Source organism: Burkholderia sp. BCC1985 (assembly GCF_905339915.1).
In the GTDB taxonomy this organism is placed as follows: Bacteria; Pseudomonadota; Gammaproteobacteria; order Burkholderiales; family Burkholderiaceae; genus Burkholderia.
The window spans coordinates 1-21,793 of sequence record NZ_CAJPGY010000002.1 but is presented as its reverse complement, the minus strand read 5'-3'; the positions used below and the strand labels follow the sequence as shown (position 1 = coordinate 21,793).

Sequence of the window (21,793 nt, the reverse complement as noted above, 5' to 3'; positions counted from 1 at the left end):
GATTGGCCCAACCAATTTGAGCTGCGGCGCCGTCGCGGGAATTATGCAGCGAAATCGTCGTCCCGCATTCGCATGCCGGGCCGGCACCCCTGGAGCGAGACATGAACGAAAGGCACTACCCCGCCGCCGCCGCCGCGCACGTCTATCTGTTCGCGACCTGCCTGGTCGACCTGTTCGTCCCCGAAGCCGGGCTCGACGCGGTCCGCCTGCTGGAACGCGAAGGCCTGACCGTCCACTATCCGCGCGGCCAGAGCTGCTGCGGGCAGCCGGCCTACAGCAGCGGCAATCCGGACGAAGCGCGCCGCGTCGCGGCCGCGCAGCTCGACCTGTTCGCCGAGCCGTGGCCCGTGATCGTGCCGTCCGGCTCGTGCGCGGGCATGATCCGGCACCATTGGCCCGCCCTGTTCGCCGACGATCCCGTGCACGGCCCGAAGGCTCGCGCAATCGCTGAGCGCACCTACGAACTCGCCGAATTCCTCGTCCATGTGCTCGACGTGCGGCTCGACGCCGTCACCGCCAACGCCGGCCCGGACGAGCGCGTCGTGCTGCACACGTCGTGCGCGGCCCGCCGCGAGATGGGCACGCGCGTGCATGGCGTCGCGCTCGTCGACGCGCTGCCGGGCGTCACCCGCATCGAACATGAACGCGAATCGGAATGCTGCGGCTTCGGCGGCACGTTCTCGCTGAAGCATCCCGACATCTCCGGCGCGATGGTGCGCGACAAGGTCGCATCGGCCTGCGCGACGGGCTGCGACCGGCTCGTGTCGGCGGACTGCGGCTGCCTGCTGAACATCGGCCACGCTGCGGCCAAAGCCGGCGCGGCGCTGCCCGTCGAGCATCTCGCGAGCTTCCTGTGGCGCCGCACGGCCGGTGCCGGCTCGCTGCGCGGAGACACGCAATGAGCGCGCGCGACGCCATCCTCGCGCGCCTGCGCGCCGCCGCCCCCGGCGTCGCCGTGAACGCCGCGCCCGCGCTCGACGCGCGCATCGACATGCATTACGCGGCGCGGCGCGCGGCAGTCGCGCCCGATCCGGATGCCCTCGCGCAGACGATGCAGGCCGCGCTCGCCGCGTCGCACGCCGAAGTCTGGTGCGCCACCGCCGACGCATGGCCCGCGCAGCTGGCCGCGCGCCTGGCCGAGGCCGGCGTGCGCCGCCTGCTGCTCGCCCCGGCCCGCCCCGAAGCCGCGGCCCTCGCGCGTGCGCTGCCCGACGCGGTCGCGCCGGTGCCGTTCGACCGGCCGATCGACGCATGGAAAGCCGAGCTGTTCGACACGATCGACGCGGGCTTCACGGTCGCGCGCTCGGGCATCGCGGCGACCGGCACGGTCGTGCTCGCGCCCGATCCCGGCACGCCGCGCACGGTGTCGCTGGTGCCGCCGCTGCACGTCGCGCTCGTGCATGCGAACACGCTGCACGCGGACCTTCACGCGGCCGCGCACGCGGAGCGCTGGCACGCCGGCATGCCGACCAACGTCGTGCTGGTGTCGGGCCCGTCGAAGACCTCCGACATCCAGCAGACCCTCGCGTATGGCGCACACGGCCCACGCAACCTCTGGGTCGTGATCGTCACCGAACCGACCGCAACCGCCTGCCAGGACCTGCCGCGATGAGCGACCAACCGCTGCAATTCGTCGCCCCCGGCGACTTCAAGGCCCGCGCGCGCGCCGCGCTCGGCGATCCCGCGCTGCGCCGCAGCTTCCGCGGCGCGATGGACTTCCTGCAAGGCAAGCGCGCGACCCAGTTCCCCGACGACACCGAGCTGCAGCAGCTGCGCGATCTCGGCGAAGCGGTGCGCCAGCACGCGCTCGCGCAACTGCCCGCGCTGCTCGAGCGGCTGGAGGCGAAGCTCACCGCGGCCGGCGTGCACGTGCACTGGGCCGAGACGGCCGCCGACGCGAACGCGATCGTGCTCGGCATCGCGCAGGCGAAGAAGGCGCGCCGCGTGATCAAGGGCAAGTCGATGGCGAGCGAGGAAATCGAGCTGAACCATTACCTCGCGGATCACGGCGTCGACTGCATCGAGTCCGACATGGGCGAGTTCATCGTGCAGCTCGCGGGCGAAAAGCCGTCGCACATCGTGATGCCGGCGATCCACAAGACGCGCGGCGACATCGCCGAGCTGTTCGAGGAACACATCCCGGGCACGCGTTACACGGAGGACGTCGACGAGCTGATCCAGACCGGCCGGCGCGCGCTGCGCCGCGCGTTCGCGGAAGCCGACATCGGCCTGTCCGGCGTGAACTTCGCGGCGGCCGACACGGGCACGCTGTGGCTCGTCGAGAACGAGGGCAACGGCCGGCTGTCGACCACCGTGCCCGACACGCACGTCGCGATCATGGGGATCGAGAAGGTCGTCGAGAAACTCGAGCACATCGTGCCGCTGTCGAGCCTGCTCACACGCTCGGCCACCGGCCAGCCGATCACGACCTACTTCAACCTGATCTCGGGCCCGCGCCGCGACGGCGAACGCGACGGCCCGCGCGAGCTGCATCTCGTGCTGCTCGACAACGGCCGCACGCAGGCCTACGCCGACGAGCAGCTGCGCGCGACGCTGCAGTGCATCCGCTGCGGCGCGTGCATGAACCACTGCCCCGTCTATACGCGGATCGGCGGCCACGCATACGGCACGACCTACCCGGGCCCGATCGGCAAGATCATCTCGCCGCACCTGCTCGGCCTCGACGCCACGGCCGACCTGCCGACCGCATCGACGCTGTGCGGCGCGTGCGGCGAGGTGTGCCCGGTCCGGATTCCGATCCCGCAATTGCTGGTGCGGCTGCGCACCGAGGCGAACCGCAAGCCCGACGAACCCGTCGCGCATCCGCTGCGCGGCCAGGGCGCGAACTACAACCGCGCGGAAGACCTCGTGTGGCGCTTCTGGTCCGGCGCGTTCGCGCATCCGCGCGCGTATCGCGCGTTCCGCTGGAGCGCGACGCGGCTGCGCGCGCTGACGCCCGCGAAGCAGATGGGCTGGACCCAGCATCGCACGCCGCTCGAGCCGGCGCCGCGCAGCCTGTCCGACCTGCTGCGCGCACGCGGCCAGCCCGAATAGACCACCCCGCTTTCAAACCCGTACCGATAGAAATCCATGGAGGAGACAACCATGCAGGTTTGGCATCAGATCTACACCCCGCTCGGCAGCCTCGGGCTGTCGGCGTTCGTCGCCGCGATCCCGATCATCTTCTTTTTCGTCGCGCTCGCCGCACTGCGGATGAAGGGGCACGTCGCCGCCGCGATCACGCTGCTGCTGGCGCTCGGCGTCGCGATCCTCGCGTACGGCATGCCCGTGCCGCAGGCGCTCGCCGCAGCCGGCTTCGGCTTCGCGTACGGCCTGTGGCCGATCGCGTGGATCATCGTCGCGGCGGTGTTCCTGTACAAGATCGTCGTGAAGACCGGCCAGTTCGAGATCATCCGCGCGTCGGTGCTGTCGATCACCGACGACCAGCGGCTGCAGATGCTGCTGATCGGCTTCTCGTTCGGCGCGTTCCTCGAAGGCGCCGCCGGCTTCGGCGCGCCCGTCGCGATCACGGCCGCGCTGCTCGTCGGCCTCGGCTTCAAGCCGCTGCACGCGGCAGGATTGTGTCTGATTGCAAACACCGCGCCGGTCGCGTTCGGCGCGATGGGCATCCCGATCATCGTCGCCGGACAGGTGACCGGCATCGACGCGTTCCACATCGGCGCGATGGCCGGCCGCCAGCTGCCGCTGCTGTCGCTCGCGGTGCCGTTCTGGCTCGTGTTCATGATGGACGGGCTGCGCGGCGTACGGCAGACCTGGCCGGCCGCGCTCGTCGCCGGCGGCAGCTTCGCGATCACGCAGTACTTCACGTCGAACCATATCGGGCCCGAGCTGCCGGACATCACGTCGTCGCTCGTCAGCCTCGTGTCGCTCGCCGCGTTCCTGAAGGTCTGGCAACCGAGCAGCGCGAAGCAGACAGCCGGCGGCCTCGTCGCGTCGGGCGGCGGCGCGGCGCTCGCGGGGTTCGGGGCGGGCGGCAACGGTGCGGGAGCGAGCCGCCAGGCGTCGCCGTACACGCTCGCGCAGACCGTGCGCGCGTGGTCGCCGTTCCTGATCCTGACGGCCGTCGTCACCGTGTGGAGCATCGCGCCGTTCAAGGCGCTGTTCGCCGCGCACGGCGCGCTCGCGTCGACCGTCCTCAAGTTCCACGTAGCCGGGCTCGACCAGCTCGTCGTGAAGACCGCGCCGATCGCCGCGACGCCGAAGGCGCTCGACGCGGTGCTGAAGCTCGATCTCGTGTCGGCGGTGGGCAGCGCGATCCTCGTGACCGCGCTGATCTCGATGGCGCTGCTGCGGATGAAACCGCGCGACGCGCTCGTCACGTTCGGCGAAACGCTGAAGGAGCTCACGCGCCCGATCCTGTCGATCGGCCTCGTGCTCGCGTTCGCGTTCGTCGCGAACTACTCGGGGATGTCGTCGACGCTCGCGCTGATGCTGGCCGCGACCGGCGCCGCGTTTCCGTTCTTCTCGCCGTTCCTCGGCTGGCTCGGCGTGTTCCTGACCGGCTCGGACACGTCGTCGAACGCGCTGTTCTGCTCGCTGCAGCAAGCGACCGCGCACCAGCTCGGCGTGCCCGAGACGCTCGCGGTCGCCGCGAACACGACGGGCGGCGTGACCGCGAAGATGATCTCGCCGCAGTCGATCGCGGTGGCATGCGCGGCAACGGGGCTGGTCGGCAAGGAATCGGAGCTGTTCCGCTTCACCGTGCGCCACAGCCTGCTGTTCGCGGTGATCGTCGGCCTGATCACGCTCGTGCAGGCGTACGTGCTGCCGGGGATGGTGCCGTAAGCACGCGGCGCGGCCGCTTTCCGGCGGATTTCCGGCCCCTTTCCGCTTCCCCGGAAAACAAAAACCCCACGCCCGCAAGAGCGTGGGGTTTCGTTCATCCCGGGCGCCGGACGAGACCGGCGCCATCAGGCGGCGCTCAGCTGCCCTTCGCGATGCGATCCTGGATGTGCTGCGCCCGGCTCGTCGACGACGGGTGCGAGCTCATCATCGAGCTCTTGCCGCCATCGAGCTGCGCGAGCTTCTGGAACGCGGTGACGAGGCCCTTCTGGTTCATGTTCTTCTGCTTCATCAGGTCGAACGAGTAGTCGTCGGCCGCGCTTTCCTGCGTCTGCGAGAACTGCGCGTTGATGAACTTCTCGGTGATGTCGCCGAGCTGCGAGCTCGTCAGGGCCGCGACGCCCGGCGATGCCGCGCCGGCCGCCGTGCGTGCCGCGCTGACCGCGTAGGCAGTCTGCATCGCCTTCTTCGAGTGACCCAGCGCGACGTGGCCCATTTCATGGCCGATCACGCCGCGCAGCTCGTCGTCGTTCATCATGTCCATCAGGCCGCTGTACACGCGCACGCAGCCGTTGCCCATCGCCCACGCGTTGACGTCCTTGGTCATGTAGACCTTGTAGTTGATCTTCTGGCCGTTCAGCGTCATGTCGCCGAAGCCCTTCATCACCTTCGTCAGGCGCTTCGCGTACGCGCTGTTCGGCGCGGCGATCTTCGATTCGGCGTCGCTCGCCTTGCACGAGTCGTTCGACAGTGCCGCGATGTCGCTGTCCGACAGCGTCGCCGCCTTGACCAGGTTGGTCCCCGCCGACGTCAGGCTGTTCGCGTCGAGACTCTGCACGCCGCCGCATGCGCTCAACAGGAAAACCATGCCGCACGCGGCCGCCGCTTTCTTGATATGCATCCCGGATCCCTCGGTAGTTGTATTTGGGAGCGGCGATTTTGCATAATCCGGCAGAAAATTACCAGATGTTTACATCGAATGACAGCTTGATTACTGACAAATACGGAATGAACGGCGCGATTGCTCAGTCGATTGATGACAATCGGGCCATCAATCGCCGCGGCCGGACGACCGGCCGAACGCGGAACGCGACCGGCGCGTCAGCCGCCGCGCGATCAGCATCGGCAGCCGCACCACGAAACCGGCGAACAGCCTCAGGTGCATCCACGCGAGCAGCGCGTTGTCGCGGCCGTAGTGGAAATGCGACACGCCGCCCTCGTGCGCGCCGAAGTAGCGCACCGGCGCTTCGATGCGAATCGGCCGCACCCCGGCCCAGCACAGCCGCACGGCGGCTTCCGGATCGAAGTCGAAGCCGCGCATCCACGGCTGGCGATGCATGATCGCGGCGAGCGGCGCGACCGGGTACACGCGAAAGCCGTACAGCGAATCGCCGATCCCGGCCCACAGCGTCTCGAGGTCGGCCCATCCGTTCGACAGCCGCCGGCCCTGCACGCGCAGCTGCGGCGCGCTCGCGTCGAACTTCGGCAGGCCCAGCACCATCGCATCCGGCGCCGCCTGCGACGCGGCCATGAATTCGGGAATCAGGTCGGCCGGATGCTGGCCGTCGGAATCCATCGTCAGCACGTGCGTGAAGCCGCTCGCGGCCGCCGCGTCGAGCCCGGCCAGCACCGCGGCGCCCTTGCCGCGGTTCGCCGGCAGCACGATCACGCGCAGCCCGGGGTCGCGCCCGGCCATCGCCTGCAGGCGCTCGGCGCTGCCGTCGGTGCTGCCGTCGACGACGACCCACACCGGATTCCACTGCGCGCGGGCGTTGCGCACGGTCGTGTCGACCTTGACGCCCGGGTTGTAGCTCGGAATCAGTACGAGATGGGTGGACGAGGCCTGCAGCGTGGACATGGGAACGGCCGATTGCGAAGACGAGGATCCTGACAAAAGTTTATGACCTGCAGGCGACGGCCGACAGGCTTCGTCGACGCCGCCCGCGTGCGGCGACGGTTCGCGCAGCGACAGGCCCGCGCGCTTCACGACAGGTGCTCCAGCGGATGGCCGGCGCTCGCCTCGATCTCGACCAGCAGATCGTCGCGGCACACGTCCGCATGGACGAACAGCGGCCGCACGCCGGGGCCGGCCGCATCGCGCAACGCGCGTTCGATCGCGGCGAGCGCCGCGGCATCGCCGGCGTCGCGCACGTAGACGCGGTAGCTCAGGTCGGCGAGCGTGAACGGGCCGTGCCCCTGCCGCGCGGCCTGCTCGAGCACGGCGGCCAGGTTCGCGAGCGTCTCGCGCGTTTGCGCGACGACGTCGCCGTGATGCACGGTGCGATGCCCGACGATGCTGGCGGTGCCCGACACGAACAGCAGCGGCGCGGCAGCGGCGCCGGGCCATGCGGCCGCGCGCGCGAACGTCGGCGCACGCGGGCCGTACTCGGCCGGGTAGTGATACGCGCTGACCTGGCGCGGGTTCTCGACCGGATCGGCCGGCGCACGGCTCGCGATGAAATGGATCGCGAGCGGCGCGGCCGGCGGCGTATCACCCGCGACCGGCACGACCGATCCGAGCGCGCAGGCGGCCGGCACGCCGCCCGTCAGCGCGCGGCGGCACGCGTCGAACGCGCGCTGCCTGCCGATATTGAACTGACGATAGCGTTCGATCCCGAACTGCTGCACGTTGATCGCCGGCACGGTGTTCCAGATCCGCAGCGGATGCGGGATGCCGAGCGTATCGAGCACGTCGAACAGCGCGCGGTACGCGTCGTAGGTCGCGCGCTCGAGCGGCGTGCCGCCGTCGCGATCCGCATCGGCCGATTCCCGAGCTTCATGCGCTGCCTGCGCTTCCTGCACGACGATGCTGCCGAACACGAGCCCCGCCGTTGCGCTGTAGCGGTACTGCAGCGCGCCGCGTCGCTCGCTGCGGAGGTCGCGCGCGTCGCACTGCCAGATTTCGCAGACCGCATCGGCGCGTGCGTGGCTCCCGGCATCGAGCAGCGCCATCTGCACCGGTGCGAGCGGCAGGTCGGGCGCAGCAGCGGCGAGCATGCGGGCCATCGCATCGGCCGGCGACCCGGCCGCACCGATGCAGACCGCGCCCAGCGCACCGGGAAACACGCGGTCGAATGCGTCGCCCCGCTGCTGCGCATCGTGCAGCAGCGCAGCCAGCCGTGCCTGATCGATCTGGACGAGCCGCAACGCACGATTGCCGCCGTTCGCGGTGGACGCGGCCGCCACGGGTCCGTGTGCGACCGCGCGCGTGGCGGACGACGGGGAACACGCTCGCCGTTCGGCGTCGACTGGATGCACTGACACTTCGATTTCCTCACTATGCGGCGCGGGCTCGCGGCATCGTGGCCACGCGCCGCGTTGCGCGCCGTTGCTACGCGTCAAGCCGACGCCGCGCGCGTCGTCATGCGAGGCCGCCGTTGACGGACAGCACTTGCCCCGTCACATAGGCAGCCGCATCGGATACCAGATACGCGACCATCGCCGCGACTTCGTCGGGCCGGCCGGCGCGCTGCGCGGGCACGAGCTGCTTGATCCGTTCGGCGGGAAACGCATGTTCCGCCATCGGCGACTCGATGATGCCGGGCGCGACCGCGTTCACGGTAATGCCGCGCGACGCGAGCTCCAGCGACAGCGACTTCGTCGCGCCGATCAGCCCCGCCTTCGCGGCCGCGTAGTTGACCTGTCCGCGGTTGCCGGTCACGCCGGCGACCGACGCGATGTTGACGATCCGGCCGCGCCGCGTGCGGATCATCGGCAGCAGGAGCGGTTGCGTCACGTTGAAAAAACCGTTGAGCGTCACGTCGATCACGCTGTGCCATTGCCGGCGCGACATGCCGGCCATCGGCGCGTCGTCGTGAATGCCCGCGTTGTTGACGAGGATCTGCACCGGCGCGTCGTCGACGAACGGTGCGAGCGCGGCGAGCGTCGCATCCGCGTCGGTCACGTCGAATGCGATCGCATGCGCGATGCCGCCGGCCGCGACGATCTGCTGCGCGACGGCTTGCGCCTGCGCGAGATTCCGGTTCGCGTGTACCCAGACTTCGTGGCCGGCCTGCGCGAGCGTCGTGCAGATCGCCTGCCCAAGTGCGCCGCTGCCGCCCGTTACGAGCGCCCGCATCGAATTGCTCCGTTCATCGCGTTCCTCCTCGATCGACGCGGCGGCGGTGCATCCAGCCACCGCCGCCGCGTGCCGTCATCCTCTGCGTGCCGCGTCGCGCCCGCGCGCGCCGCCGTCACTTCGTGCGATGCGCGGCGACATACGCGGCAAGCGCGCCGAGCGTCGCGAAGATCTTCTGGTTGTCCGGATTGTCCGAGCGCAGCTCGAAGCCGTACTTCTTCGAGATCAGCAGCGCGATTTCCAGGATGTCGATGGAGTCGAGCCCGAAGCCCTCGCCGTACAGCGGGGTCCCGGCCGTCACCGTTTCGAGCGGGACGTCTTCGAGATTCAGTTCGCCGATGATCAGCGTGGCGAGCTCTTGTTCCAGTGCGTTCATCATGCTTGCGGGCAGGCGGCCCATGGCAGCGGGAGGCGCCCGGAAAACGGCAACCGTCGTGCACGCCCGGCGCGGTGCGAGGCGCGCGAATCTCCGTCCCTCCGGCGTCTGCCGGCTTCCCCGCCTGCGTTATTGGGGATCGTTTGTAAAAGTTACGCGGATTCTAGACGATGGGTATCGGCACGTATACGGGGAATGGTTACAGACTGAAGGGCTCCCGCCGCGGCCGGTTTCGGGACCCGATCGCAGCAGACGCTTGAGCCGCTTCGGATGGAAATGGATCGTCGCCGCAAAAGCTTCAGTGCGCTGCCATACATTCGGTTACAAAACCCGGCTGCACCTGCCTCGAACCGCCGCGCCGCGGCCCTAAAATGTGCGTGCACGACAGCCGGCCCGGACTAGCGTCCCGGCCGCCATTCATATGATGTTTGACGGCCCGACGCACGCGTCCGGCCCCGATCCGCCCGATGTTTCCAGCAACCATGCCGCGCCCGTCCGCTCCCCTCGCTCCGGTTTGTCCGCTAGTTTGTCCGTCCGTTTGCCGCCGTGCCGCGGCAGCCGGCGGCAACGCGCACCCGCGCCGCGCGCCCGGAGCGCCGCGATGAGCACGCCGCTCGGGATCGCACGCGGCGCCGGCGCGGTCGCCGCGGTGGCGGCGTACCAGATCGGCGCGCACTACGCGGCCGCGACGCCCGGCGCGCACGGCTTCGGCCTCGCGATGGCGCTCGTGCCGCCACTGCTGCTCGCGCTCGGCGCGGCACTGCGCTCGCCGCGGCGCGCCTGGCTCGTGCCGGCGTGGCTGCTGGCCGCCGTCGCGCTGTGGGCCGTGCGCATCCCGCTCGCGCGCCATTTCGAATGGGGCCTGTATCTGGAGCACGCGAGCTTCAACCTCGCGATGGCGCTGCTGTTCGGCCGCACCCTCGCGGCCGGCCAGGTGCCGCTGTGCACGCGCTTCGCGACGCTGATCCACGACTCGATCACGCCGGCCGTCGCGCGCTACACGCGGCACATCACGCTCGCATGGACGCTGTTCTTCGTTGCGATCGCCGCCGTGTCGACGCTGCTGTTCGCGACCGCGCCGATCGTCGCGTGGTCGACATTCGCGAACTACCTGTCGCTGCCGCTCGTCGCCGTGATGTTCGCCGCCGAGCATGCGTGCCGGCGCTTCGCGCTGCCGCACGACGCGCGGCCGCGGATGGTCGACGCGGTGCGCGCGTACCGCGCGTCGACGCAGCCGTCACGATGAATTCATGGCCGGCGCGGCGCCGCATCGCGGCCGCGCCGGTGACTGCCTTCCGCTTTGACCGATTTATGCCGACTCACCCGCTGGTATTCCATTCCTCGCCGGACCAGACGATCGCCTGGCGCGACGGCACGCCCGTCACCGTCCGCACGTTCGTCGCCGACGTCGCGCGCGTGGCCGCCGCACTGCCCGCCGGCCGCCACGTGTTCAACGTGTGCCGCGACCGCTACCGCTTCGCGGTCAGCCTGTGCGCGGCGCTCGTCACCGGCAGGATCAGCCTGCTGCCGTCGACGCACACGCCGGAGATGGTGCGCCAGCTCGCGTCGTTCGCACCGGACGCGTTCTGCCTGCACGACGCGCCGGACTGCACGATCGACCTGCCGCGCTTCGCGTATCCGGACGCCGCACCCGGCGAACTCCCCGACGACGCACCGTGCGTGGTGCCGCAGATCGACGCGTCGCGGATCATGGCGTACGTGTTCACGTCCGGCTCGACCGGCGCGCCGGTGCCGCACCGCAAGACCTGGGGCTTCCTGGTCGGCTGCGTGCGCGCGGCGGCCGAGCGCCTCGGCCTGCTCGACGGCCGCGCGGCCACGCTGATCGGCACCGTGCCCGCGCAGCACATGTACGGCTTCGAATCGACGGTGCTGCTCGCGCTGATCGGCGGCCTCGCGTTCAGCAACCGCCAGCCGTTCTACCCGGTCGACATTCGCGACGAACTCGCCGCGATCCCGCAGCCGCGCGTGCTCGTCACGTCGCCGATCCACCTGCGCGCGCTGCTGTCGGCCGGCGATGCGCTGCCGCAGGCCGCGCTCGTGCTGTCGGCCACCGCGCCGCTGTCGGAAAAACTCGCGTGCGAAGCCGAAGCCGCGCTCGAGGCGCCGCTCGTCGAGATCTACGGCAGCACCGAAACCGGCCAGATCGCGACGCGCCGCACGTCGCAGGGCGCCGCGTGGCAACCGTTCCCGGACATCCGGCTCGACGCGCGCGCCGCGCACGATGTGTCGGACCACGACGCCGCCGGCGACGACAGCGGCCCGACCGTGTGGGTGTCGGGCGGACACGTCGAAACCCCGGTGCCGATGGGCGACGCGCTCGAGCTACTCGGCGACGGCCGGTTCCTGCTGCACGGCCGCAAGGCGGACCTCGTCAACATCGCCGGCAAGCGCACGTCGCTCGCCTACCTGAACCATCAGCTGAACGCGATTGCCGACGTCGTCGACGGCGTGTTCTTCATGCCGGACGACATCGCGCCGGCCGACGCCGATGCGACCCGCGAACCGGTCACGCGCCTCGTCGCGCTCGTGGTCGCGCCGACGCTCGCCGCGGCCGACCTGCAGCGCGCGCTGCGCGAACGGATCGATCCGGCGTTCATGCCGCGCCCGCTCGTGTTCGTCGACGCATTGCCGCGCAACGAAACGGGCAAGCTGCCGCGCGACGTGCTCGCCGCGCTCGTCGCACGGCACACGCGCGCCGCCGGGGCCGACGTGCGCGAGCGCGCCGCGACGGACGCGCCCGACGCGCCGCTCGCGTTCACGATTCCCGCCGATCATCCGGCGCTGCCCGGCCATTTCCCCGGTCGTCCGATCGTGCCGGGCGTCGTGCTGCTCGATCACGCGATCGCCGCACTCGGCGCATCGCTGAATCGCCCGCTCGATACGTGGCGGCTGGCTTCCGCGAAATTCCTGAGCCCGGTCGCGCCGGGCGAGGCGCTCGATCTCGCGTTCGATGCTGCGGCCGGCGGCGCGATCCGCTTCACGCTGCGCGCGGGTGCGCGCGACGTCGCGACCGGCGTGCTGTCCGCGCCGCCGGCCGCGCAGGACGGCGCGCAGCCATGAAGCGCACCGCATGGGCCGAGCGCCAGGAACGCAGCAACGCCGGGTTGCTGCGCGCGATGACCTGGATCTCGCTGCGTTTCGGCCGGCGGCCGTCGCGCATCGTGCTGCATGCCGTCGCGACTTATTTCGTGCTGTTCTCGCCGGTCGCGTGCGCCGCGTCGCGCGACTACCTGCGCCGCGTGCTCGGCCGTCCCGCGCGCTGGCGCGACGTGTACCGGCACGTGTTCACGTTCGCGGCGACGATCCACGACCGCATCTACCTGATGAACGGCCGCTTCGACCTGTTCGACATACGGCTGCACGGCGAAACGCGGGTCGACGCCGCGCTCGCCGGCGGGCGCGGCGCATTCCTGATGGGCGCGCATCTCGGCAGCTTCGAAGTCGTGCGCGCGATCGGCCGCACGCGCCCGGACCTGCGCGTCGTCGTCACGATGTTCGAAGAGAACGCGCGCAAGATCAACGCGACGCTCGCCGCCGTCAACCCGGCCGCGAAGCCGGAAGTGATTCCGCTCGGGCAGGTCGACTCGATGCTGAAGGTGCGCGAACGCCTCGACGCGAACTGCATGGTCGGGATGCTCGCCGACCGCACGCTGCTCGACGACGCGACCGCGTCGCTGCGGTGGCTGCCGCTGCTCGGCGCGCCGGCGGCATTCCCGCTCGGGCCGCTGTACATGGCCGCGATGCTGCGGCGTCCGGTGCTGTTCATGACGGGCCTCTATCGCGACGGCAACCGCTACGATGTGCACTTCGAGACGCTCGCCGATTTTTCCGACGTGCGCCGCGACACACGCGCGGCGGCCGTCGACGCGGCGCTCGCGCGCTACGTCGCGCTGCTCGACCAGTACTGTCGCGCGGCGCCGTACAACTGGTTCAACTATTTCGATTTCTGGCAGACCGGCACGGCCGCCGCGCGCCGCGACGCGGCGCACGCGTGCGCCGGCCTGTCCGCCACGAGGGATTCCGACGCATGACCGCCGTTCGCCGCTTTCCGCCGATGTCGCTGCCGATGTTCCCGCTGCCGCACCGCGCGCTGCGCCGAGCAGCACGCACGTTCGCCGTCACGGCCGCCGTCGCGCTCGCCCTGCCCGCGCACGCGGCCGACACCGGTTCGGCATGGACCCTCGACCGGCTGATGTCGACGCTCGCGCAGCACAAGTCGGGGCGCGCGACGTTCACCGAGACGAAGACGCTGTCGATCACCACGCAGCCGCTCGAATCGTCGGGCGAGCTCGTGTTCGTCGCACCCGACCATCTCGAGAAGCACACGCTGAACCCGAAGCCCGAACATCTCGTGGTCGACGGCGACATGCTCACCGTCGAGCGCAACAACCGCAAGTACACGCTCGCGCTCGCGCGCTATCCGGAGCTCGGCGCGTTCATCGACAGCATCCGCGCGACGCTCGCCGGCAACCGCTATGCGCTCGAGCAGGTCTACAAGGTCGCGCTCGCCGGTCGCGGCGACGACTGGACGCTGACGCTCACGCCGCTCGACTCGCGGATGCTGAAGGTCGTCAGCACGATCACGCTCGAAGGCTCGCGCGACGTGTTGCGCAGCGTCGCGATCCGGCAGGCCGACGGCGACCGTTCGACGATGCGCCTGCAACCCGTCCCGGCGAACTGATGGACGATCGCACCCGGCCGCCCGCCCCCGTCACGCACCGCCTGCCCGCGTGGCGGCAACGCGCGGTGCTCGTGTGGCTGCTCGCGCTCGTCGCATGCGGAATCGCGATCGCCCGCGCGAACTTCACGGCCGACCTGTCCGCATTCCTGCCGCGCGCACCGAGTGCGGGGCAGCGCGTGCTCGTCGATCAACTGCGCGACGGCATCGTGTCGCGGCTGATCCTCGTCGCGATCGACGGCGGCGATGCGGCCACGCGTGCCGCGCTGTCGCGGCGCGTCGCCGGCACGCTGCGCGCCGACCGGCAATTCTCCTCGATCAACAACGGCGAAGCCGTCGACGACACACACGACCGGCAGTTCGTGTTCGACCATCGCTACCTGCTGAGCCCGGCCGTCGCGCCGCAGCGCTTCAGCGCGGACGGCCTGCACCAGGCGCTCGGCGACAGCCTCGACCTGTTGAGTTCGTCGGCGGGGCTCGTCGCGAAGGCGCTGCTGCCGCGCGACCCGACCGGCGAAGTGACGGCGCTCGTCGATCAGCTCGACAGCGGCGCGCAGCCCGCCAGTCGCGACGGTGTATGGGCGTCGCGCGACGGCACGCGCGCGGTGCTCGTCGTGCAGACGGCCGCGCCCGGCTCCGACACCGATGCGCAGGCACGCGCGATCGACGCGGTGCGCCGCGCGTTCTCCGCCGCGACGCAGGCGCTGCCGAACCCGGCCGCGTACACGCTCGCGATGACCGGCCCAGGCGTGTTCTCGGTCGACACGCGCGACACGATCCGGCACGACGTCGAGCGGCTGTCGACGGCGAGCGTCGTGCTGATCGTCGCGCTGCTGCTGACGCTGTACCGCTCGCCGCGCACGCTCGCGCTGGGGCTGCTGCCGGTGCTGACGGGCATCGCCGCCGGCGTCGCGACGGTCGGCATCGCGTTCGGCACGGTCCACGGGCTGACGCTCGGCTTCGGCACGACGCTGATCGGCGAAGCCGTCGACTATTCGATCTACCTGTTCGTGCAATCGGCGCAGGCCGGCGCGCGCGGCGCCACGCGGCCCGCCGACGCGACGCGGGCATGGATCGCCGCTTATTGGCCGACGATCCGGCTCGGCGTGCTGACATCCGTGTGCGGCTTCGCGTCGATGCTGTTCTCCGGCTTTCCGGGCCTCGTGCAGCTTGGGCTCTACTCGATCGCCGGGCTGACGGCCGCCGCGCTCGTCACGCGCTTCATGCTGCCGCACCTGCGCGGCGAGCACGTCGCGATTCGCGACGTGTCGCGCGTCGGCGCGGTGCTCGCGCGGGCGGCCGCTGCCGCGCCGCGGCTGCGCTGGCCGCTCGCCGCGCTCGTGCTCGCCGCGTGCGGGACGCTCACGCTGCATCGCGACGGCCTGTGGAGCCGCGAACTCGCGGCACTGAGCCCCGTGCCCGCTCGCGCGCAGGCACTCGACGCACGCCTGCGCGCCGATCTCGGCGCGCCGGACGTGCGCTATCTCGTCGTGATTTCCGCGCCGACCGAACAGGCCGCGCTCGAACGCGCGGAACGGGTCGCCGCGCAATTGCAGCCGCTCGTCGAGCGCGGCGCGCTCGCGGGCTTCGAAAGTCCCGCGCGCTACCTGCCGAGCGACGCCGCGCAGCGCGCGCGCCAGGCGAGCCTGCCGGACGCGGACACGCTTGCCGCACGCATGCGCGCGGCCGTCGCGAACCAGCCGATCCCGGTCAGGCCCGAGCTGTTCGCCCCGTTCATCGCCGATGTCGAGGCCGCACGCCACGCGCCGCTGCTCACGCGCGCGGACCTGCGCGGCACGTCGATGGCGCTCGCCGTCGACGCGCTGCTGACCGAGCGCGCGGGCCGCTGGCGCGCGATGCTGCCGCTGCGCGCGCCGGACGTCGCACGCACCGGTCCGGCCGCTCCGGCGCTCGATGCCGCGCCGATTCGCGCGGCCGTCGCGCGCGCCGGCGTGCCCGACGCGCTGTTCGTCGACATGAAGGCCGAGGCCGACCGCCTGTACGTGAACTACGTGCACGAGGACATCCGGCTGTCGCTCGCGGGTTTCGCGGCGATCGCCGTGCTGCTGCTGATCGCGCTGCGCTCGCCGCGCCGCGTCGTACGCGCGCTCGCGCCGCTGGTCGCGGCCGTGCTGGTGGTGACGGCCGGCTTCGCACTCGCCGGCGTGCCGCTGACGATCCTGCACCTCGTCGGGATGCTGCTGATCGTCGCGGTCGGCTCGAACTATGCGCTGTTCTTCTGCAAGCGCGACGACGCGCAACCGGTCACGCCGCACACGCTCGTGTCGCTGCTGATCGCGAACCTCGCGACGGTCGCCGGCTTCGGCCTGCTCGCGCTGTCGCGGGTGCCGCTGCTCGAAACCTTCGGGTTGACCGTCGGCCCCGGCGCGATGCTCGCGCTCGCGTTCGCCGCGATTCTCGCGCCGCGCGCGGCGGCGGCGGCCGCGGGCAGCCTTGATCGTGAGCCGACAGGAGGTCACGCATGAACGCGCCGTCGTCCGTTCCGCCTCGCCAGCCCGGCGATGCGCGCCGCTGGAAACCGACGCCGCTGATCGCGGGCACGGCCGCGCTGCACGCGGGCGCGCTCGCGGCCGTCGTCGTGCAACCGGCCGCATGGCCGTGGGCCGCCGGTGGCGTGGTCGCGTCGCATCTCGCGCTGACCGCCGCCGGCCTGTGGCCGCGCAGCGCGCTGCTCGGGCCGAACTGGACGCGCCTGCCGGCCGGCGCCGGCCGCCGGATCGCGCTGACGATCGACGACGGCCCGGACCCCGACGTCACGCCGCGCGTGCTCGACCTGCTCGATCGCCACGACGCGCGCGCGACGTTCTTCTGCATCGGCGATCTCGCGCGCCGCCATCCGCAGTGGATCGAAGCGATCGTCGCGCGCGGCCACGCGGTCGAGAACCACAGCCAACGGCACCGGCATACGTTCTCGCTGTCGGGCCCCGCCGCGCTGCGCCGTGAAATCGCGGCCGCGCAGCAGACGCTGACCGAGATCGCCGGCACGCGCCCGCGCTTCTTCCGCGCGCCGGCCGGCCTGCGCAATCCGTTTCTCGAGCCGGTGCTGTGCGAGTTCGGCCTGCAGCTCGCCAGCTGGACGCGCCGCGGCTTCGACACCCGCGCGCGCGATGCGGATACCGTCACGCACCGCCTGCTGAACGGCCTGGCTGCACGCGACATCCTGCTCGTGCACGACGGCCACGCGGCGCGCGACACGCGTGGCGAACCGGTCGTGCTCGACGTGCTGCCCGCGCTGCTGCACGCGGCCGCCGATGCGCAGTTGCACTGGACCACGCTGCGCGCCGCGCTCGCCCCCGAACCGTCCGATCCGCCCGCCGGGCCGGGCACGCCGGCCCCCCCGTTTGATAAAATCTGACCACGCCCGGCGCGCCCGCCAGCCCCGCTGCGGCGCCCGTTCCGGCCACCGGATACGACCCTCGTGAAACCTCTCCTGCTCTCGCACTTCACCGCCACCAGCTGCATCGGCCGCGGCCTCGACGCGACCGTCGACGCGCTGCGCCACGCGCGCGGCGGGCTCACGCCGTGCGACTTCGAACGCGCCGATCTCGACACCTGGATCGGCGCCGTGGACGGCGTCGATGCGCAGCCCGTGCGCGCGGATCTCGCCGAATTCGACTGCCGCAACAACCGCCTCGCGCAACTCGGCCTCGTCCAGGACGGCTTCGACGCGCGCGTCGCGGCGGCCGTGTCGCGCCATGGCGCCGCGCGCGTCGGCGTGTTCGTCGGCACGAGCACGTCCGGCATCCTCGAGACCGAGCGCGCGTACGAGCAGCGCGATCCGGCCAGCGGCGCACTGCCCGCCGGATTCCGCTACGCGCACACGCACAACCCGTATTCGCCGGCTGCGTTCGTGCGCGCGTATTTCGCGCTGCGCGGACCGGCAATGGCGATCTCGTCCGCGTGCTCGTCCGGCGCGAAGGTGTTCGGCTCCGCGCGCCGGATGATCGAAGCGGGGCTGATCGATGCGGCCGTCGTCGGCGGCGTCGATTCGCTGTGCCTGACGACGCTGTACGGCTTCAATTCGCTCGAACTGCTGTCGCGCCGGCCGTGCCGCCCGTTCGACGTCGCGCGCGACGGCATCTCGATCGGCGAAGCGGCGGCGTTCGCGCTGCTCGAACGCGTGCCCGATGCGCCCGCCACGCTCGACGGCGACGCGATCCTGCTGCTCGGCATCGGCGAATCGAGCGATGCGCATCACATGTCGTCGCCGCATCCGGAAGGGCTCGGTGCGCGCATCGCGATCGAACAGGCGCTCGCGTCGGCCGGCCTCGCTGCAAGCGACATCGACTACGTGAACCTGCACGGCACCGCGACGCCCAGCAACGATGCCGCCGAAAGCCGCGCGGTGGGCGCGCTGCTCGCGCGCACGCCGTGCAGTTCGACGAAGGGCGCGACCGGTCACACGCTCGGGGCGGCCGGCGCCCTCGAAGCGGTCGTTGCCGCGCTGGCGCTGCGCGAACAGTTCGTGCCGGCCGGCGTCAACACGACGCAACCCGACCCGGCGCTGGCCGCCGACTACGTGCTCGCGAGCCGCGATGCGCGCGTGCGTGCGGTCCTGTCGAATTCGTTCGGCTTCGGCGGCACGAACTGCAGCCTGATCCTCGGCCGCGCCGGGCATGCGAGCCGCCGGGAGCCGACATGACCGTCACCGCCTTCATCGAAAGTGTCGGCCTCGTCGGGCCGGGACTGAACGACTGGCCGCACGCGGCCGACGTGCTCGCGGGCCGCGCGGCCTATGCGAGCGCGCGCACCGTGCTGCCGCCGCCTGCCGGCCTGCCGCCGGCGGAGCGCCGCCGCACCGGCCCCGTCGTGCGCGTCGCGCTCGCGGTCGGCCTCGAAGCGGCAGCCGCGAGCGGGCGCGATGCGGCCACGCTCGCGACCGTGTTCAGCGCGTCCGGCGGCGACGGCCAGAACTGCCACGCGATCTGCGAGACCCTCACCGGCGACGATCGCCACCTGTCGCCCACGCGCTTTCACAACTCCGTGCACAACGCGCCGGCCGGCTACTGGAGCATCGCGACCCGCGCGATGGCGACGTCGAACGTGCTGTGCGCGCACGACGGCAGCTTCGCCGCGGGCCTGCTCGAAAGCGTGTGCCAGGTCATGGTCGATCGCGTGCCGAGCCTGCTGATCGCCTACGACACCGACTATCCGGAGCCGCTGCACGCGGTGCGGCCGATCGTCGACGCATTCGGCGTCGCGCTCGTGCTCGCGCCCGACGCGAGCGAACGCACGCTCGCGCGCATCGACGTGCGGCTCACCGACGCGCCGGCGACGACGCTCGCGAACCCCGAACTCGACGCGCTGCGCACCGGCAATCCGGCCGCGCGCGCGCTGCCGCTGCTCGACGCGCTCGCGGCGCGGCGCACGGCAAGCGTCGTGCTCGACTATCTGGAAGATACGCGCGTGCAGGTCGATATCGCACTGCCGAGCGCCGCGGCGGGGCACGCGCGATGACGACGCCCGTTTCGACGCCGATGCCTGCGCCGGCGCCGGCCACGCTCGATCGCGCATGGATCGCCGCGCACATTCCGCACGACGGCGCGATGTGCTTGCTCGATCGGGTCGAAGCGTGGGACGCCGCGCGCATCCGCTGCAGCGCGACGAGCCACCGCGACCCGCACAACCCGCTGCGCTCGCGCGGCCGGCTCGCGTCGGTCTGCGGGATCGAATATGCGGCACAGGCAATGGCCGTGCACGGCGCGCTGCTCAGTGCGCAGCAGGCGCAGGCGGAACCCGCGCGGCCGCGCGCCGGCTATCTCGCGAGCGTGCGCAACGTCGACGCGTTCGTCGACCGGCTCGACACGTTCGACCTGCCGCTGATCGTCGATGCCGAACGCATCGGCGGCGACGACCGCTCCGTGCTGTACGGCTTCACGCTGCGCTGCGGGGAGCGCGTGTTGCTCGGCGGCCGCGCCGCGGTGATGCTCGATGCATCGGCAGCCGGCATACGTGTTGCGCCGCCCGCGGGCCGCGCGGACCCTAGATGAACCAGCCCCAAGGAAACCAGGCCGTGAAAGCACGTCAGTTCATTTGCACCGCGTTCGTTCTCGCGCTGATCAGCCCGATCGCGCACGCGGACATGTCGGAAGTGAAGCAGGACATCAAGCGCGATTCGAAGGAAGCCGCGCACAAGACCGGCGAGGCCGCGCGCAGTTTCGGCCACGCGACCGCGAGCGCCGCGAAGACGGTCGGCCACGGCATCGCGCACGCGTCGCGCGAAGGCTGGGATGCGACCAAGCGCACGACGAAGCGGATCTTCCACAAGAACAATTCAGGCGAAGGCGCGCGAACGAGCGATTGAGTGCGAACGTCCCGCGCACCGCAGACGGATGCGCGGGACGCGGCACGACGCGTGAACGCGGCGGTGCCGCACCGCCGCCGTCAGCGCGCGCCGCCGCGCGTGCGACGCGCCGGCCCGCGCGCGAAGCACTTGCCGTACGCGACCAGCCAGCAATCGCGATGATCGAAGTTGCGCAGCAGCCGCGCGCGGCGCCGCTCGAGCCAGTGAAGCGCGATCGCCATCGTCAGCGCGACGGCCAGCGCGAAGCCGCCGATCGCGAGTCCCATCCAGGTGTCACCCATGCCTCCTCCGGAATGCGAGGCCGGTGCGGCGTGCGTGCCGTGACGCGGTAGCCGGCGCGGGCGCACCCGGCCCGCCGCATGCGCGGCGAACCTGCGTCCGTGTTCCGTCACCGCGCGCGTGCGCGCCGCCCCGGCGCTGGATACAGCGGGAGCACGGCCCGGACACGCGCGCGAACGCCGCCCGGGCCGCCGCGCGTCAATGCATGTGCTGGCCGCCGTTGATCGCGATGTTCGAGCCCGTTACGAAACCGGCCTCTTCCGAGCACAGATAGGCGACCAGCGCCGCGACTTCCTCGGGTTTCCCGAGCCGTCCCGCCGGAATCTGCGGAAGGATCTTGGTATCGAGGATGTCCTGCGGGATCGCCGTCACCATCTTCGTCGCGAGGTAGCCCGGCGACACCGTGTTCACCGTCACGCCCTTGCGCGCGGTCTCGAGCGCGAGCGATTTCGTGAAACCGTGCATGCCGGCCTTCGCGGCCGCGTAGTTGGTCTGGCCGACCGAGCCCTTCGAGCCGTTGACCGACGCGATGTTGACGATGCGTCCCCAGCCGCGCTCGACCATCCCGTCGCAGACCGGCTTCGTCATGTTGAACACGGAATCGAGGTTGGTGCGGATCACCGCATCCCAGTTGACCTTGTCGAGCTTGCGCAGCGTCATGTCGCGCGTGATGCCCGCGTTGTTCACCAGGATGTCGACCGGGCCGACGTCCCGGACGATTTTCTCGACGCATTGCTGGCACGAATCGTAATCGGCCACGTCCACCGGATACGCGTGGAATTCGCGACCGGCCGCGTGCATCTCGGTCAGCCAGCGATCGGCGCCGGTGTTGTTCGGCGAATACGTGACGACGACCTGGTAGCCCGCATCGTTCAACCGGATGCTGATCGCTTCACCGAGACCGCCCATCCCACCCGTCACAACTGCAATTCGCTTAGTCATCCTATGAGTTACCGACAAGAAAAGTAGTCAAAGGTGCGGGGCGACGGCATGGCACATGCTGCCGCCCCGCCGCTGCGATGCGCTGGCGCCCGCAGGGCGGACGTGGCGCGCACCGGAACATCACGCTTGTTATTGGCAGCTTGTTGCGCGCGAAGTTTGCTGCATCTGTGTGCGGCGCTGGCCGGCGCCGCACGCGTGCACTATCGTCAGACCGTGTTCAACCGCGCTCGACCGCGAGCGCAACACCCATCCCGCCGCCGATGCACAGCGACGCCAGCCCGCGCTTCGCAC

22 protein-coding genes are annotated in these 21,793 nt (G+C 71.1%); 15 read left to right on the top strand and 7 right to left on the bottom strand.

Annotated features, from left to right (window positions below):
• Positions 1-101 precede the first annotated feature (101 nt).
• From U4Z31_RS02070 to U4Z31_RS02055, 4 genes are read left to right on the top strand one after another with little or no spacing between them, the layout of a single operon-like run.
• Positions 102-902 carry a (Fe-S)-binding protein gene (locus U4Z31_RS02070; RefSeq protein WP_124572099.1) on the top strand — a complete coding sequence of 267 codons (801 nt, stop codon included), beginning with the start codon at positions 102-104 and terminating at the stop codon, positions 900-902.
• Entirely contained in the window at positions 899-1,612 is a 714-nt protein-coding gene (locus U4Z31_RS02065; RefSeq protein ID WP_321809310.1) for a LutC/YkgG family protein, read from the top strand. Before U4Z31_RS02070 ends, U4Z31_RS02065 begins: the two co-directional genes overlap by 4 nt.
• A complete protein-coding gene (locus U4Z31_RS02060) occupies positions 1,609-3,054 on the top strand; it encodes a LutB/LldF family L-lactate oxidation iron-sulfur protein (RefSeq protein WP_321809309.1) in 1,446 nt (481 codons plus the stop codon). The genes U4Z31_RS02065 and U4Z31_RS02060 overlap by 4 nt, the downstream gene beginning before the upstream one ends.
• 51 nt (positions 3,055-3,105) lie before the next feature.
• Entirely contained in the window at positions 3,106-4,806 is a 1,701-nt protein-coding gene (locus U4Z31_RS02055) for a lactate permease LctP family transporter (protein WP_321809308.1), read from the top strand.
• Between the two features lie 136 nt (positions 4,807-4,942).
• Here the strand turns inward: U4Z31_RS02055 and U4Z31_RS02050 are convergent, their stop codons facing one another.
• The 5 genes from U4Z31_RS02050 to U4Z31_RS02030 all read right to left on the bottom strand — a co-directional run bounded on the left by U4Z31_RS02050 (position 4,943) and on the right by U4Z31_RS02030 (position 9,281).
• Positions 4,943-5,704, bottom strand: coding sequence for a M48 family metalloprotease (locus U4Z31_RS02050; protein WP_321809307.1), 762 nt, complete (start codon positions 5,702-5,704; stop codon positions 4,943-4,945).
• Positions 5,705-5,854: 150 nt separating this feature from the next.
• Positions 5,855-6,661 carry a glycosyltransferase family 2 protein gene (locus tag U4Z31_RS02045; RefSeq protein ID WP_321809306.1) on the bottom strand — a complete coding sequence of 269 codons (807 nt, stop codon included), beginning with the start codon at positions 6,659-6,661 and terminating at the stop codon, positions 5,855-5,857.
• Between the two features lie 125 nt (positions 6,662-6,786).
• Positions 6,787-8,067: an endoribonuclease L-PSP gene (locus U4Z31_RS02040; RefSeq protein WP_321809305.1), complete on the bottom strand. Its 1,281-nt coding sequence runs from the start codon at positions 8,065-8,067 to the stop codon at positions 6,787-6,789.
• 97 nt (positions 8,068-8,164) lie between these two features.
• Positions 8,165-8,881 carry a 3-oxoacyl-ACP reductase FabG gene (gene fabG / locus U4Z31_RS02035; protein ID WP_044848585.1) on the bottom strand — a complete coding sequence of 239 codons (717 nt, stop codon included), beginning with the start codon at positions 8,879-8,881 and terminating at the stop codon, positions 8,165-8,167.
• A gap of 115 nt (positions 8,882-8,996) precedes the next feature.
• The gene (locus U4Z31_RS02030) at positions 8,997-9,281 is read right to left on the bottom strand and encodes a phosphopantetheine-binding protein (RefSeq protein WP_014896047.1); all 285 of its coding nucleotides are present in this window, start codon (positions 9,279-9,281) and stop codon (positions 8,997-8,999) included.
• Positions 9,282-9,858: 577 nt separating this feature from the next.
• Here U4Z31_RS02030 and U4Z31_RS02025 point away from each other — a divergent pair.
• The 10 genes from U4Z31_RS02025 (at position 9,859) to U4Z31_RS01980 (ending at position 20,281) form a co-directional block, all read left to right on the top strand.
• Positions 9,859-10,503 carry a hypothetical protein gene (locus U4Z31_RS02025; RefSeq protein WP_321809304.1) on the top strand — a complete coding sequence of 215 codons (645 nt, stop codon included), beginning with the start codon at positions 9,859-9,861 and terminating at the stop codon, positions 10,501-10,503.
• A 65-nt stretch (positions 10,504-10,568) separates the two neighbouring features.
• Entirely contained in the window at positions 10,569-12,338 is a 1,770-nt protein-coding gene (locus U4Z31_RS02020; RefSeq protein WP_321809303.1) for an AMP-binding protein, read from the top strand.
• Positions 12,335-13,309, top strand: coding sequence for an acyl-CoA synthetase (locus U4Z31_RS02015; RefSeq protein ID WP_321809302.1), 975 nt, complete (start codon positions 12,335-12,337; stop codon positions 13,307-13,309). The genes U4Z31_RS02020 and U4Z31_RS02015 overlap by 4 nt, the downstream gene beginning before the upstream one ends.
• A complete protein-coding gene (locus tag U4Z31_RS02010) occupies positions 13,306-13,959 on the top strand; it encodes an outer membrane lipoprotein carrier protein LolA (protein WP_321809301.1) in 654 nt (217 codons plus the stop codon). The genes U4Z31_RS02015 and U4Z31_RS02010 overlap by 4 nt, the downstream gene beginning before the upstream one ends.
• Positions 13,959-16,442 (top strand): MMPL family transporter, encoded by a 2,484-nt coding sequence (locus U4Z31_RS02005; protein WP_321809300.1) that lies wholly within the window; start codon positions 13,959-13,961, stop codon positions 16,440-16,442. Before U4Z31_RS02010 ends, U4Z31_RS02005 begins: the two co-directional genes overlap by 1 nt.
• Positions 16,439-17,332 carry a polysaccharide deacetylase family protein gene (locus tag U4Z31_RS02000; protein WP_321809299.1) on the top strand — a complete coding sequence of 298 codons (894 nt, stop codon included), beginning with the start codon at positions 16,439-16,441 and terminating at the stop codon, positions 17,330-17,332. Before U4Z31_RS02005 ends, U4Z31_RS02000 begins: the two co-directional genes overlap by 4 nt.
• A gap of 63 nt (positions 17,333-17,395) precedes the next feature.
• Entirely contained in the window at positions 17,396-18,619 is a 1,224-nt protein-coding gene (locus U4Z31_RS01995; protein WP_321809298.1) for a beta-ketoacyl-[acyl-carrier-protein] synthase family protein, read from the top strand.
• Positions 18,616-19,434, top strand: a complete 819-nt coding sequence (locus tag U4Z31_RS01990) for a beta-ketoacyl synthase chain length factor (protein WP_321809297.1) — start codon at positions 18,616-18,618, stop codon at positions 19,432-19,434. Before U4Z31_RS01995 ends, U4Z31_RS01990 begins: the two co-directional genes overlap by 4 nt.
• Complete coding sequence (locus U4Z31_RS01985; RefSeq protein WP_321809296.1) at positions 19,431-19,967, top strand: hotdog family protein; 537 nt, start codon at positions 19,431-19,433, stop codon at positions 19,965-19,967. Before U4Z31_RS01990 ends, U4Z31_RS01985 begins: the two co-directional genes overlap by 4 nt.
• Positions 19,964-20,281, top strand: coding sequence for a hypothetical protein (locus U4Z31_RS01980; protein WP_321809295.1), 318 nt, complete (start codon positions 19,964-19,966; stop codon positions 20,279-20,281). Before U4Z31_RS01985 ends, U4Z31_RS01980 begins: the two co-directional genes overlap by 4 nt.
• 80 nt (positions 20,282-20,361) lie before the next feature.
• Here U4Z31_RS01980 and U4Z31_RS01975 read toward each other — a convergent pair whose 3' ends face one another.
• Both U4Z31_RS01975 and phbB read right to left on the bottom strand, forming a co-directional pair.
• Positions 20,362-20,562 (bottom strand): hypothetical protein, encoded by a 201-nt coding sequence (locus tag U4Z31_RS01975; protein WP_321809294.1) that lies wholly within the window; start codon positions 20,560-20,562, stop codon positions 20,362-20,364.
• 196 nt (positions 20,563-20,758) lie between these two features.
• Positions 20,759-21,502, bottom strand: coding sequence for an acetoacetyl-CoA reductase (gene phbB / locus U4Z31_RS01970; protein WP_044847445.1), 744 nt, complete (start codon positions 21,500-21,502; stop codon positions 20,759-20,761).
• Between the two features lie 55 nt (positions 21,503-21,557).
• Between phbB and U4Z31_RS01965 the strand changes: the two genes are divergently transcribed.
• Positions 21,558-21,793, top strand: a 236-nt coding sequence (locus U4Z31_RS01965) for a hypothetical protein (protein WP_321809293.1), incomplete at its 3' end; no start/stop codon positions are given.